Source organism: Longimicrobium sp., from assembly GCA_036389795.1.
Taxonomy (GTDB): domain Bacteria; phylum Gemmatimonadota; class Gemmatimonadetes; order Longimicrobiales; family Longimicrobiaceae; genus Longimicrobium.
The window spans coordinates 16,915-29,025 of the sequence record DASVWD010000172.1; the positions used below are offsets into that span (position 1 = coordinate 16,915).

At 72.9% G+C, this 12,111-nt stretch carries 14 protein-coding genes; 6 read left to right on the forward strand and 8 right to left on the reverse strand.

The annotated features are described in order from the left end of the window. Positions 1-2 precede the first annotated feature (2 nt). Positions 3-494 carry a BON domain-containing protein gene (locus VF746_22360; GenBank protein HEX8695171.1) on the forward strand — a complete coding sequence of 164 codons (492 nt, stop codon included), beginning with the start codon at positions 3-5 and terminating at the stop codon, positions 492-494. A 274-nt stretch (positions 495-768) separates the two neighbouring features. Here VF746_22360 and VF746_22365 read toward each other — a convergent pair whose 3' ends face one another. Beyond that, positions 769-1,692, reverse strand: a complete 924-nt coding sequence (locus tag VF746_22365; GenBank protein ID HEX8695172.1) for a BON domain-containing protein — start codon at positions 1,690-1,692, stop codon at positions 769-771. A 167-nt stretch (positions 1,693-1,859) separates the two neighbouring features. On the opposite strand from VF746_22365, the gene VF746_22370 reads away from it, so the two are divergent. Genes VF746_22370 through glp form a run of 3 tightly spaced genes read left to right on the forward strand, consistent with a single transcriptional unit; the run spans position 1,860 to position 4,351 of the window. Further along, positions 1,860-2,507: a molybdenum cofactor guanylyltransferase gene (locus tag VF746_22370; protein ID HEX8695173.1), complete on the forward strand. Its 648-nt coding sequence runs from the start codon at positions 1,860-1,862 to the stop codon at positions 2,505-2,507. Beyond that, entirely contained in the window at positions 2,494-3,066 is a 573-nt protein-coding gene (mobB, locus tag VF746_22375; protein HEX8695174.1) for a molybdopterin-guanine dinucleotide biosynthesis protein B, read from the forward strand. The genes VF746_22370 and mobB overlap by 14 nt, the downstream gene beginning before the upstream one ends. Continuing rightward, complete coding sequence (gene glp / locus VF746_22380) at positions 3,056-4,351, forward strand: gephyrin-like molybdotransferase Glp (GenBank protein ID HEX8695175.1); 1,296 nt, start codon at positions 3,056-3,058, stop codon at positions 4,349-4,351. The genes mobB and glp overlap by 11 nt, the downstream gene beginning before the upstream one ends. A gap of 6 nt (positions 4,352-4,357) precedes the next feature. Here glp and VF746_22385 read toward each other — a convergent pair whose 3' ends face one another. Next, positions 4,358-5,413, reverse strand: a complete 1,056-nt coding sequence (locus tag VF746_22385; protein HEX8695176.1) for a PDDEXK nuclease domain-containing protein — start codon at positions 5,411-5,413, stop codon at positions 4,358-4,360. Between the two features lie 332 nt (positions 5,414-5,745). Between VF746_22385 and VF746_22390 the strand changes: the two genes are divergently transcribed. Then, positions 5,746-6,234, forward strand: coding sequence for a hypothetical protein (locus VF746_22390; GenBank protein HEX8695177.1), 489 nt, complete (start codon positions 5,746-5,748; stop codon positions 6,232-6,234). Between the two features lie 327 nt (positions 6,235-6,561). Next, on the forward strand, positions 6,562-8,295 hold the full coding sequence (locus tag VF746_22395) for an AMP-binding protein (protein HEX8695178.1): 1,734 nt from the start codon (positions 6,562-6,564) through the stop codon (positions 8,293-8,295). A gap of 157 nt (positions 8,296-8,452) precedes the next feature. Here the strand turns inward: VF746_22395 and VF746_22400 are convergent, their stop codons facing one another. From VF746_22400 to VF746_22425, 6 genes are all read right to left on the reverse strand, one after another. Then, positions 8,453-8,677: a dodecin gene (locus tag VF746_22400; GenBank protein HEX8695179.1), complete on the reverse strand. Its 225-nt coding sequence runs from the start codon at positions 8,675-8,677 to the stop codon at positions 8,453-8,455. 252 nt (positions 8,678-8,929) lie between these two features. Next, positions 8,930-9,217 (reverse strand): BrnT family toxin, encoded by a 288-nt coding sequence (locus VF746_22405; protein ID HEX8695180.1) that lies wholly within the window; start codon positions 9,215-9,217, stop codon positions 8,930-8,932. Positions 9,218-9,448: 231 nt separating this feature from the next. After that, positions 9,449-9,766 carry a hypothetical protein gene (locus VF746_22410; protein ID HEX8695181.1) on the reverse strand — a complete coding sequence of 106 codons (318 nt, stop codon included), beginning with the start codon at positions 9,764-9,766 and terminating at the stop codon, positions 9,449-9,451. A gap of 95 nt (positions 9,767-9,861) precedes the next feature. Continuing rightward, positions 9,862-10,641, reverse strand: a complete 780-nt coding sequence (locus tag VF746_22415; GenBank protein HEX8695182.1) for an inositol monophosphatase family protein — start codon at positions 10,639-10,641, stop codon at positions 9,862-9,864. A 200-nt stretch (positions 10,642-10,841) separates the two neighbouring features. Beyond that, positions 10,842-11,504 (reverse strand): DNA-3-methyladenine glycosylase, encoded by a 663-nt coding sequence (locus VF746_22420; GenBank protein HEX8695183.1) that lies wholly within the window; start codon positions 11,502-11,504, stop codon positions 10,842-10,844. Beyond that, a partial coding sequence (locus VF746_22425) for a hypothetical protein (protein ID HEX8695184.1) occupies positions 11,501-12,111 on the reverse strand: 611 nt, incomplete at its 5' end. The genes VF746_22420 and VF746_22425, both read right to left, overlap by 4 nt.

The following is a 12,111-nucleotide window of genomic DNA, read 5'->3' on the forward strand; positions in this document are numbered from 1 at the left end:
AGATGCGCGGGGACTTCGGGGCGTTCGACTTCTCCACCATGACCGACGACGAGATCTACGACCTCGTCGTGCAGCACCTGGGCGAGTACCCCGAGCTGGACCTGGGGTGGATCGACGTGTCGGTGCGCGACGGCCGGGTGACGCTGTCGGGGCGCGTCTCCTCCGACGGCGAGGTGCAGATCGCGGAGAAGGCGGTGCTGGACGTGCTGGGGGTGGACCAGGACCACTTCACCAACGACCTGGTGGTGGACGAGCTGCACCGCGGCGAGATGCCCGAGGCGGCCGACGACGCGGTCACGGCCGACCTGGAGGTGGACGACCAGCTCGGCGAGACCAGCTTCAGCCAGTCCGACACGGCCGAGCACCTGGTGGAGGACCTGGAGGCGCTCAGCTACGGCACGCACGACGTGGGCACGGCCATCGAGGAGGGCGCCAGCTACGAGCCCCCCGACCGCCCGGTGCCGGACGGCTACGGGAACCGCGAGGCGCACTGAACGGCGAGTGCGAAGTGCGAAGTCCTGAGTGCGAAGTGCGGAAGTGAATCGGGCCCCGGCGCGTGTCGCCGGGGCCCGATTTCGTTTGCTGGCTGCTGAACTGCGAAGGACAACCGCGGGTTTGGGCGTGTCCCTCCGCTGCGCTCCGGGCCGGGCTGCGCGCGCCACGATACCCCTGTGTCGGCGGCGTCCCGGCCCTCCGGGCGCGCATCCCTCACGCACTCACGCACTCACGCACTTTCGCACTCTCGCCGCCACCCCGGGCGCTCGCGCGTCAGCCCTCCGGCGGCGCCTCCCCGCCCGGGTCGCGCCAGAGGACGGCGCCGCCGGGCTCCAGCTCGGTGCGCGCGCCGCCGCTCTGGGGCATCATGTCGCCGTGCAGGTCGTGCGGCTGGTCGGCGCGGACGGTGAGGTTGTTGACCACGCCGCGCACGCCCGCCGTCTCCCATGCGTCGTCCCAGGCGTAGCGCGCCTCCAGGAAGTCGTCCACCTCGCCGGTGAGCGTCACCACGCCGTCCTCCACCTCCACGTGGATGCGCGCGGGGTCCAGCCAGGCGTCGCCCCGCATGCGCCGGCGCACGAGCTCGCGGATGTCGTCGTCGCTCAGCTCCTCGCCGGGGTCGTGCTGGTACGCCTCCCACTCGCGCCGGCCGGGCGGCTGGTCGTACTCGGGGTGCCGGCGGTACGCCTCCTCGGGCATGAAGGGCTGCCGCGCGAAGCCCTGGTCGTAGCCGCGCCCCTGCAAGGGCCGCCCGGCCCCGTACCCGCCGCCGCCGTAGTACTCGCCGCGCACGGGGCCGCCCGGGTAGCCGCCGTAGCCGGGGTGGTCCCCGCCGTAGATCCCCCGGTCGTACGCGTCGTACCCCCCGCCCCGGCCGCCGCGGCCGTACCCCGGACCGAACGAGCCGCCGTCCGCGTAGACGCCGCCGTAGCCGCGGCTCCCTCCGCCGAAGGCCGAGCCGCCGCGGCCGCCCGGGCCGGCCCATCCGCCGGAGGCCCCCGGTCCGCCCCGGTTGCCGCCGGGCCCGCCGGCCCGCCCGCCCCAGCCGCCTTGGCGGACGCCGCGGTAGACGCGGAAGCCGTCGTCGTAGGCCCCGGCGTCTCCCTCGAGGCCCCCGCCGTACCCCCCGCCCCACCCCGCGCCGCCGCGCGGCCCCACTCCGCCCACACCGCGAAATCCCTGGTCGTAGCGCGCCATCCGGTCCTCCTTGCTCCGCGTCCTCGCCTGCGCCCGGTCCACCTGCGCGCGGCGCGCAAGAGGCGTTCCGGGGTGCGCGGGGGAACGGGGGTGGATAGATTCGCTGCGATCACGGCGCGGAAATCCGCGTCGCGCTACGTCCCGCACCTCCCTGCCCGCCGATCCGCATGACGGCGCTTCCGCAGTCCCACCGCTCGCTCGGCGCCATCCTCGCGGGCGGGGCCAGCCGGCGCTTCGGCTCGCCCAAGGCGCTGGCGGTGGTGGAGGGGCGGCCGATCGTCGAGCGGGTGAAGGACGCGGTGGCCCGGGTGGTCCCCCGCGTGGTGCTGATCGCCAACGACCCGGGCCTGTTCGAGGGGCTGGGGCTCCCGGCGCGGCCGGACGACGTGCCGGGGCTGGGCGCGCTCGCCGGCATCTGGAAGGCGCTGGAGTGGGCGCGCGAGGTGCGCCGCCCCGGCGCCCTCTGCGTCGCCTGCGACATGCCGTTCCTCTCCCCCGGCCTGCTGGACCTGCTGCTGGTGCGCGCCGCGGAGAGCCGCGCCGACGCGGTGGTGCCCGAGAGCCGCGGCCCGCGGGGCGTGGAGCCGCTCTGCGCCTGGTACTCCACCGAATGCCTGGCCGCCGTCCGCGCGCAGGCGGGCGTGGGCAACGGGACGGTGGCCGCCGTGCTGCAGCGGGTGCGGACGGAGCGCGTCCCCCTGGCCGAGATCGAGCGGGTCGGCGACCCCGACGTCCTCTTCTTCAACGTCAACACGTCCCACGACTACTGGCGCGCCGTGCTGATGGCGGCCGAGGGAGCCGATGCGCCCGCCTGACGTCCCCCCGATCCTCTCCGTCGTCGGCAGGAAGAACAGCGGGAAGACGACGCTGGTGGTGGCGCTCGCCGCCGAGCTGAAGCGCCGCGGCCGGCGCGTGGCCACGCTCAAGCACGGCCACCACGCCTTCGAGACCGACGAGCCGGGGCGCGACTCGTGGCGGCACTTCCACGAGGGCCAGGCCGAGGCCACCATCATGGCCGGGACAGGGAAGGTGGCGCTGGTGATGAGGATCGACGGCGAGCCCGACCCCGGGCGGCTGGTCGCCGAGTTCTACGCGGGGCGCGGCTACGACCTGGTGCTGGTCGAAGGCTACAAGTACGGTCCGTTCCCCAAGCTCGAGGTCTTCCGCCGCGCCGTGCACGAGCACCCGCTGTACGACGAGGCGGACGACGAGTCGGCCCGGCGCTTCCTGGCCCTGGTGACGGACGACCGGTCGCTCGCGGCCGACCTGCCGGTCATCCGCATCGACCCGCATCACCCCCACGGCCGGCACGTGGCCGAGGTGGCCGACCTGGTCGAGGGCTGGTTCCTGGGCGGGGCGTCCGGTGCGCGCTGAGCGGCCGGCGGACTGGCTGGCGGCGGGCGAGGCGCTCCGGCGCATCGTGGGCGCCGTGGAGCCGCTGGGCCGCGAGGAGCGGCCGCTCCCGGGCTGCCTGGGGCGCGTGCTGGCGGAGGACGTGGCCGCGCCGGTGGACCTGCCGCCGTGGGACAACAGCGCCATGGACGGCTTCGCGGTACGCGCAGCCGACGTGCGGGGCGCCACGCGCGAGGCTCCCGCCGTGCTGCGCGTGGTGGACGACGTCCCCGCCGGCCGCTTCGCCGTGCGCCCCGTCGGCCCCGGCGAGGCGATCCGCGTGATGACGGGCGCGCCGGTCCCCGCCGGCGCGGACGGCGTGGTGCGCGTGGAGCACACCGACGGAGGGACGGGGATCGGCACGGCGGAGGGGCGCGTGGCCGTCTTCTCCGGCGCGGACGCGGGGAAGAACGTGCGGCCGCGGGGAGAGGACGTGCGCGCCGGCGACGTGGTGCTCCGCGCGGGGAAGACGCTCCGCGCGCCGGAGCTGGCGGTGGCGGCGGCGCTAGGGCGCGCGGGGCTCAGCGTGGTGCGCCGCCCCGTGGTGGCGGTGCTCGCCTCGGGCGACGAGCTGGTGGAGGTGGAGCGCTACGTGGAGGTGCTGGCCGGGCGGAAGATTGTTTCCAGCAACAGCTACGCGCTGGCCGCCCAGCTCGCCGAGGCGGGGATGGAGGCGCGCGTGCTGGGGATCGCGCGCGACACGCCCGAGAGCCTGCGCGCGCACCTGGAGCGCGCCCGCGGCTGCGACGCGCTGGTCACCACGGCGGGGATCAGCGTGGGCGAGCACGACCACGTGCGCGGGGTGATGGAGGAGCTGCGGACGGAGGTGGCGTTCTGGCGCGTGCGCGTCCGCCCCGGCTCGGCGCTGGCGTTCGGGCGGGTGGGCGCGCTGGACGGGATCCCCTGGTTCGGGCTGCCGGGGAACCCGGTGTCGACGATGGTGACCTTCGAGCTGTTCGTCCGCCCCGCCCTGCTGCGCATGGCCGGCCACGCGCGCCCCTACCTCCCCGCGGTCGATGTGGTGATGCGCGACGGCTACGCCGCGAGGGGCGAGCTGATGCACTTCCCCCGCGTGCGGCTGGAGCGGGAGGGGGACGGCACCCTCTCCGCGCGGCTCACCGGCGCGCAGGGCTCCGGCGTGGCCACGTCGATGGCCGCCGCGGACGCGCTCGCCGTCGTCCCCGCCGGCGCGGAGGTGCGGCCGGGCGGCACGGTGAGATGCGTCGTGCTCGGCGGGGCGCCGCTGGTGGAGGAGCCGTACTTCTGATCCCCGTCAGGCACCTTCCGGCAGGCCCGCACTCGCGTCCGGGCCCTCGCGGCTCGGCTTCCCCATGCCGCTCAGCTCCTTCTCCAGCTGTTCCGGAGTGGGGAGACTGCCCTGCAGGCGCTTCGGCAGGTCCTCGATCAGCCGGTACTCGGCCACGCCGATCGGCTTGCTCGTGCCGCGCAGGGCGTACTCCGCCACCACCCGGTTGCGCTCCTTGCAGAGGATCAGGCCGATGCTGGGCCGGTCGCCCTCCTGGCGAAGCTGGTCGTCCACGGCGGAAAGGTAGAAGTTCACCTTGCCAGCGTGCTCCGGCTTGAAGGCGCCGACCTTCAGCTCCACCACCACGAAGCAGCGCAGCCGGATGTGGTAGAACAGCAGGTCGAGCTGGTAGTGCTGCCCGCCCACTTCCAGGGGATACTGGCTGCCGACGAGCGCGAAGCCGACGCCCAGCTCGAGGAGGAAGTCGCGGACGTGGGCGAGGAGCGCGCGTTCGATCCCCCGCTCGGCGACCGCGGGGGCCAGCGCGAGGAAATCGAAGTGGTAGGGGTCCTTGAGCAGCTCCGCGGCCAGGTCGGACTGCGCGGCGGGGAGCGTGCTGTCGAAGTTCGTGATCGCCCGTCCCTGCCGGCGATGCAGCCCGCTCTCGATCTGATGGACCAGCACGTTCCGGCTCCAGCCGTGCCGGACGGCCGCGCGGGCGTACCACAGGCGCTCCTCGGGCTTCTTCAACTTGTTGAGCAGCACCGTGTTGTGCCCCCACGGAATTTGTCCAACAAGCTGTTGGACAATTTCCTCGTCGGGGTACGCCTCGGCGAAGGCGCGCATGTACAGCAGGTTCGTGCGCGAGAGGCCGCGGACGTCGGGGAACTCGCGCCGCAGGTCGGCGGCGAGCCGGTCCACCACCTTCGCGCCCCAGCCCGCATGGTCCTGCCGCACCAGGATCTCGCGCCCGATCTGCCAGTACAGGAGCACGAGCTCCCGGTTGACCGCGAGCGCGGCGCGCACCTGCGCCGCACGGATGCGGGACCTGAGGTCGTCGAGCAGCTCTCCGTATCCCGCCATTTCCGTGGTGCTCGGGACAGGGTCGGGCAGAGGGGAAGGACGGCGTCGTTTCGAAGGCATGAACGGGGCTCGGGTCAGAGGATTTCCTGTGCAGGCATCGAGGAGAGAGGGGCACATCGGTGATATCATATCACCTTGCACCAGATCGCGAAAACGGTCTTTTCCGGCACGTACATGCTTCCCGGACTGCAATGGTACCGCCGTACGAGCGTGACGATGAGGGCGGGGTGTGATGGTCCGCGCGCCCATTCGCCCGCCTTGCGTTTTCCCCCGCGCCCGCTGATGCTTAGCGCACTGCGCGACACCTCCCCGACACGCCGCCTCCCGCCCGGATGAACGAGATCCTTCCGCTCTCCAGCAGCAGCTGGCTCGGCTTCGCCGTCGCGCTGATCGGCGAAGTCGTCGTCCTCGGCGTGCCGTGCGTGGCGGTGGCGCCGCGGGCCTCGCGCGAGTGGCTGGCGCGGCTCACCGACCCGCGCGCCGACGTGCGGCTGGACTGGAGCGAGTGGGCGGCGCTGGTGGGGATCGGGCTCACCTTACCGGGGCTGGGGATGCTCACCCTCGCCCGCTTGGTGCGCACGGCGCCGCGCGCGTGGCGGCGGCGGCAGCTCGCGCTTGTCTGGGTGTGCTGCGGCGCGGCGGCGTTCGGGCTCTTCTTCTTCGGCATCCTCTACGCCCTGCTCTTCTCCGGCCCGGTCGGCACGCTCGGGCTGGCGAACCTCGCCGCGGGCGCGATCGGCGTCCCCCTCCTGGCGCTGGCGCTCACGCTGGCCTGGCTCCTCGGCCGGCAATCGGGCGAGAATTCGCGCGCCATATCGTAGACAGTGCGGCCGGAGCGGCACGATCCGCCCGGCCCGGCGTCCGGGCGCGGGAATTTGTCCAACAGCCTGTTGGACGATTTCCTGGCATGCCTTCCTTGCCGCCCATGCCGGTCCGGCTCCTCGGCCGGCAATCGGGCGAGAATTCACGCGCCGTATCGTAGAGATTCCGGCCGGAGCGGCACGACCCGCCCGACCCGGCGTCCGGGCGCGGGAATTTGTCCAACAGCCTGTTGGACGATTTCCTGGCACGCCCTCCTTGCCGCCCGGCCCGCGCAAGCCGATAGTTGTTGGGATGAACGCCGCTCACCACCCAACGGGAGGAGTTCGATGACCGATCGGCCCTGGACCGCGCACTACGTGGAGGGGACCCGCCCCGAGATCGACGCGATCCCCTACCGGAACCTGGCCGACATGGGGCGGCAGGTCGCGGCGAAGTACGCCGACCGCATCGCCTTCACGCAGGTGATGCCCAACGGCATGAACGCGTCGCTCACCTTCGCCGAGGTGGACCGGCTCTCCGACGAGTTCGCCGCCTACCTGCGCGAGGTGGCGGGCCTGGCGGAGGGCGACCGCGTGGCCGTGCAGCTCCCCAACTGCCTGGTCTACCCCGTGGTGGCGTTCGGCGTGTGGAAGGCCGGGTGCGTGCTGGCCAACACCAACCCGCTCTACACGCCCTCCGAGATGACGCACCAGTTCTCCGACGCGGGCGCGAAGGTGCTGGTGATCCTGGACATGTTCGCCGACCGCCTCCCGCAGGTGCTGCCGAAGACGCCCGAGCTCAAGACGGTCGTCGTCGCCAGCATCGCCGAGTTCTTCCCGGCGGCGCGCAAGGCGCTGGTGGGCATCGTGCTCAAGTACGTCAAGAAGCAGGTGCCGCCCGTCACCGTGGCGCACACCAGGTTCGCCGCGGCCATGAAGGCCGGGAAAGCCGCCGTGGGCCGCGCCGACGTGCGGCGCTACGTGGCGGACGTGGGGCTCGACACCGTGGCGGCGCTGCAGTACACGGGCGGCACCACGGGCGTCTCCAAGGGCGCCATGCTCTCGCACGGCAACCTGCTGGCGAACACCATGCAGCTCGAGGAGGTGAGCCGGAACTTCCTGCGCCGCGGCCAGGAGACGGTGCTCACGGCGCTGCCGCTGTACCACATCTTCGCGCTCACGGTGAACTTCCTCCTCTTCTACGCCATCGGCGGGCGCGACGTGCTGGTGCCCTCGCCGCGGCCGGTGAGCAACTTGAAGGCGGCGTGGGAGAAGATGCCGATCACCTGGTTCACCGGCGTCAACACCCTGTACAACGCGCTGGCCGGCGAAGACTGGTTCAAGCAGAGCCCGCCGAAGGAGCTGGTGGCCTCGCTGGCGGGGGGGATGGCGCTGCACTCCGCGGTGGCGAAGCGGTGGCAGGAGGTGACGGGCACGCCCGTGGTGGAGGGGTACGGCCTCACCGAGACCTCGCCGGTGGCCACCTTCAACCCGATCGGCGGGCTGGTGAAGGACGGCACCATCGGCGTCCCCCTGCCGTCGACCGACCTGCGCTGCGTGGACGAGGACGGCAGCCCGGTACCCAACGGCGAGCCGGGCGAGATCGCCATCAAGGGCCCGCAGGTGATGCTCGGCTACTGGCAGCGCCCCGACGAGACGGCCAAGGTGCTGAAGGACGGGTGGCTGCGCACGGGCGACATCGCCGTGATGGACGAGGACGGCTACTTCCGGATCGTGGACCGCAAGAAGGACATGATCCTGGTGAGCGGCTTCAACGTCTACCCGAACGAGGTGGAGGAGGCCATCGCCCGGCACCCCGGCGTGCGCGAGGTGGGGGTGATCGGCGTCCCCGACGAGAAGAGCGGCGAGACGGTGCTGGCGTTCGTGGTGAAGAAGGACCCCGCGCTCACCGAGCAGGACGTGATCGCCCACGCCCGCGAGCACCTGACGCCCTACAAGGTCCCGCGCCGCGTGGAGTTCCGCGACGACCTGCCCAAGACCCCCATCGGCAAGATCCTGCGCAAGGACCTGCGCACCCAGCTCGGCTCGGCCGCGAAGCCGGTGGAGCAGGCGACGGTGTAGCCCCGGAACGACTCGACAGGTCCGGACGAGCGAACCCGAATCATCGCACGCAGAGCAGCAGAGTCAGCAGAGACTTCGTTGTTCTCTGCTGACTCTGCTGCTCTGCGTGAGACATTCGGTTCAAATTCGCATCCGGACGAATCTCGGCGATTCATGATCAGCTCGGCTGCTGGCCCTCCTCCAGCTTGAACCAGATCTTGACGCTCACCTGGTACTGCTGGATCTCGCCGCCGGCGATGTAGCCGCGCTGCTCGACCACCTCCATCCACTCCAGGTTCCGGATCGTCTCCGCCGCGCGCTTCACGGCGAGCCGCGCCGCGTCGTCGAAGCTCGTGTCGGAGACGCCCACCATCTCGATGGACTTGAAGACCGTGCTCATCATCCCCTCCTCCCCCTGGGTGGATCAACAGTTCGCGTTACGGCGGGATATCCTTGTAACTATCTGCTCGCCGCAGGCGAAGGGTGGTTACGGATAATCTGAACCAACGCTCTCAGGGCGTCGTTCACCGATCTGGAGTCGCGGAAGACCTCAGCGACGTCGGGATCGAGGACGATCACGTTGGTTCCTTCTGCGTAGCGGGCGGCATAGTTCGCCCGAGTCGCTCCGGAGAAGTCGTACTCCGGGAGCAGGTCGTCATCGGAATCGGGATTCTTCATAAGCTTTTCGCTCACTGCGCGTGGCCAGGCGTGCACTGATGATGCGCACCGAGCCCGTTCGCTCGGTATGCGCGACGACCAAGAGCCGGTAGCGGTGCGATAAACCGAGCAGGATATACCTGGTTTCGGCTTGCGAGTGCCTCGGGTCCGGCATGATCAGCGCCAGTGGATCACCGAAGACCGTGGTCGCCTCTTCGAATGAGACACCATGCTTTTGGAGATTGCTTTCCGCCTTCTCCGGATCCCACTCGAATCTGTAGCCCATTCGTAATCTAAACGATGAGGAGGGAAACAGCAGCTATTCGACGCGCTCGATCCAGTACGTCTGCTTGTGCCCCCCGCCTCGTACTCGCGCATCTCCGCTCGGCCTCGTCCCGCTCGCCGAAGCGCCGCACGATCTCGCGGTTGCCGTTGTCGTCCTGCCGCCAGAGCGCCCACCGCAGCGCTGCTTCGACGGCAGGAGGTTCGCCGGGCTCGGGGCACATCGGAGCGTGCGTCAGCAGAACGGGAAGAGCGGGCACAGGCGCCGCAGCGCGTCCGTGACGCACTCCTCGTCGAGCGAGACCTGCCGGCGCTCCTTCGCTCCCTCGGCCATCGCGTTCACCAGCGCGATGGTGTTGCCGTAGGCGCGGCCCACCGCCGTGGGGTCCATCACCAAGCCGCGGCCGAGCATGCGGCTGGCCCCCCGCCGGATCTCGTCGCGCAGGCGCTGCTCGCACCCGGGCTCCAGCCTGAGCGCGGCCCGCGTCGCCGTGCCCGAGGCGGCCGTCCACAGCCGCTGCTCGAGCTGCTGCTGGTGCCTGAGGTAGTCCATGGATCGGTCGAGACGGTCAGCCTGCTCCCCGGCGGAGATGCGCCCGCTCCGACGGCGGATCTCCCGGGTGATCCTCTCCCACGGATCTTATCAGCTCACCCGCCCGCCAGCACGCGGCGGGCGGCGTCGTGCAGGCGGCCGTTGCTCGCCAGCGCGGTGCTGCAGTCGACGACCGGCGAGGCGTCGAACTGCGTGAAGCGGCCGCCGGCCTCGGGGAAGATCACCGTGTGGGCGGCGTAGTCCCAGTAGTTGGCCGTGGTGGGATCCACCATCAGCTCCGCGCGGCCGCACGCCACCAGGAAGTAGCCGTACGCGTCACCCCAGGTGCGCGCGAAGCGGGTGGCGCGCACCAGGCGATCGAACCCCGCGCGGTCCTCGTCGGTCCCCAGGTCGCGCCAGTACTCCAGGCCCGAGGTCACCATCCGCGCCTCGGCCAAGTCCTCGCACTCCGACACCCGCGCGGGGCGGCCGTTGAGCCACGCCCCAGCGCCGCGCGCCGCCACCAGCGTCTCGCCGAGCGCCGGGAGGTGGCAGCAGCCGAGCGACGGCGCCCCGTCCACCTCCAGCGCCAGGAGCACCGCGTAGAGCGGCACCCCCGAGCCGAACGAGCGCGTCCCGTCGATCGGGTCCACGATCCAGCGGCGGCCGCTCCGCGACGGCCTCTCCTCGTCCTCCTCGCCCACGATGCCGTCCTCGGGGAACGCCTCGGCCACCGACGCGCGCACGTACGCCTCCGCCGCCAGGTCCGCCGCCGTCACCTCGCTGCCGTCGGGCTTCCTCTGCACCGCCACGGTGCCGAAGTGGCCCACCGTGATCTCGCCCGCGCCGGCCACCGTGCGCACGGCGAAGTCCATCAGCTCGTCCCAGTCGTTCATTCGCCCCCGGATCGTTCGTCGTGAGCGGACCCCGGAAGCCGTCCGCCCGCGAAAATCCCGCCACGCACCTCGCACCTCGCACCGCAGTTCTGGGCGTGTCCCCCTGAAGGGGCCGGGCTGCGCGCGCCGTAGGGCCACAAGCCACGTGGCCCAACGGCGCCGGGCGGAGCGCGCGATCATCGGGGAAGCGAGGGGGCGGCTCAGGACTTCTTCGACACCCACTCCGAGCCGCGCAGCCAGAAGCGCAGCGGCCGGTCCGCGTGCCGGTGCGCGGCGATGCCGATGCGCGGCCCCGTCGCCACCTCGCCGCCGGGCACCGCGCGGCCGGCGGCCAGCCAGAGCGGCGGACGGTCGAGCGGGTGGTAGTTCTCGGCGCCGGTGACGCCCAGCGCGCGCGCCAGGTTGCCGGGACCGCGCATCAGCTCGCGGTCGGGGCGGCCCGGGCGCCGCTCGCGCGCGGTCTCGATCCCCTCCACGGGGCGCGCGGCGCGCAGCAGCACGGCGGCCGGGAAGCCCTCCGCGTCGGTCACCACGTTGATGCACCAGTGGAAGCCGTAGATCAGGTAGACGTAGGCCGTCCCCGGCGGGCCGAACATGGCGTCGTTGCGCTGCGTCCGCCCGAACTTCTCCCACGCGTGCGAGGCGGCGTCGTGCGGCCCCACGTAGGCCTCCGTCTCCACGATCTCGCCGGCGACCCGCTTCCCGTCCACCTCGGAGACCAGCCGTGCCCCCAGCAGCTCGCGGGCGACCGTCTCCGCGGGGCGCGCGCAGAACTCCGGCGGCAGCGGCTCGGGGGCTGGAAGCGCGGAGCGCCGCGCCCGGACCGTGCCGGACGCGGCGCTCGCTTCTTCCCCGCGGCTCACGAGGGGTGCGGCGCGTTGCCGCGGCCCCGCCCGCGGCCGCCCCGACCGCCGCCCCTCCCCTTCGCCCCGGCCGTGGGCGCGGGGGGAGCTTCGGGCGCGGGAGCTTCCGCGGCGGGCTGCCCGCCCCCGCGGACGCCCCGGCCCCGCCCGCGACCACCCGCCGCGCGCGTCGTCTCCGCGGGCGCGGGCGCCTCCGTGGCCGGCTGGCTGCCACCACCGCGGCCCCGTCCCCGTCCGCCACCGCCGGCGGCGCGGGGCTCCTCGGGCGCGGGCGCCTCGGCGGTGGGCTGAGCGCCCCCGCGTCCGCCGCGTCCGCGGCCACGGCCGCCGCCCGCCCGGGCCTCCTCCGCCGCGGGAGCCGGAGACGGCGCGGGAGCCGCCTCGGCCGCGGGGGCCACGGGCTGGCCCCCTCCCCTGCCCCGGCGACCGCGGCCGCCGGTCTTCTCCGCCGCCGGAGCGGCGGCTTCGGGCTGCGGCGCGGGAGCCTCGGGCGCGGGCGCCGGCGCGGCGCCGCCCTCCTCGCGCCCGCGGCCCCGGCCACGGCGCCCGCGGCGGCCGTTCGCCGCCGGAGCCGCCTCCGCCGCGGGCCGCTCGGCCTGCGAGGTCA

Coding starts and splice junctions, on each gene's coding strand:
- VF746_22415 (HEX8695182.1), bottom strand. CDS start 10,641: ATGAACGACTGGGACGAGCTGATGGACTTCGCCGTGCGCACGGTGGCC.
- VF746_22385 (HEX8695176.1), bottom strand. CDS start 5,413: ATGGCGGGATACGGAGAGCTGCTCGACGACCTCAGGTCCCGCATCCGT.
- VF746_22365 (HEX8695172.1), bottom strand. CDS start 1,692: ATGGCGCGCTACGACCAGGGATTTCGCGGTGTGGGCGGAGTGGGGCCG.
- VF746_22410 (HEX8695181.1), bottom strand. CDS start 9,766: ATGGACTACCTCAGGCACCAGCAGCAGCTCGAGCAGCGGCTGTGGACG.
- VF746_22395 (HEX8695178.1), top strand. CDS start 6,562: ATGACCGATCGGCCCTGGACCGCGCACTACGTGGAGGGGACCCGCCCC.
- VF746_22360 (HEX8695171.1), top strand. CDS start 3: ATGCGCGGGGACTTCGGGGCGTTCGACTTCTCCACCATGACCGACGAC.
- VF746_22400 (HEX8695179.1), bottom strand. CDS start 8,677: ATGATGAGCACGGTCTTCAAGTCCATCGAGATGGTGGGCGTCTCCGAC.
- VF746_22370 (HEX8695173.1), top strand. CDS start 1,860: ATGACGGCGCTTCCGCAGTCCCACCGCTCGCTCGGCGCCATCCTCGCG.
- VF746_22390 (HEX8695177.1), top strand. CDS start 5,746: ATGAACGAGATCCTTCCGCTCTCCAGCAGCAGCTGGCTCGGCTTCGCC.
- mobB (HEX8695174.1), top strand. CDS start 2,494: ATGCGCCCGCCTGACGTCCCCCCGATCCTCTCCGTCGTCGGCAGGAAG.
- VF746_22405 (HEX8695180.1), bottom strand. CDS start 9,217: ATGGGCTACAGATTCGAGTGGGATCCGGAGAAGGCGGAAAGCAATCTC.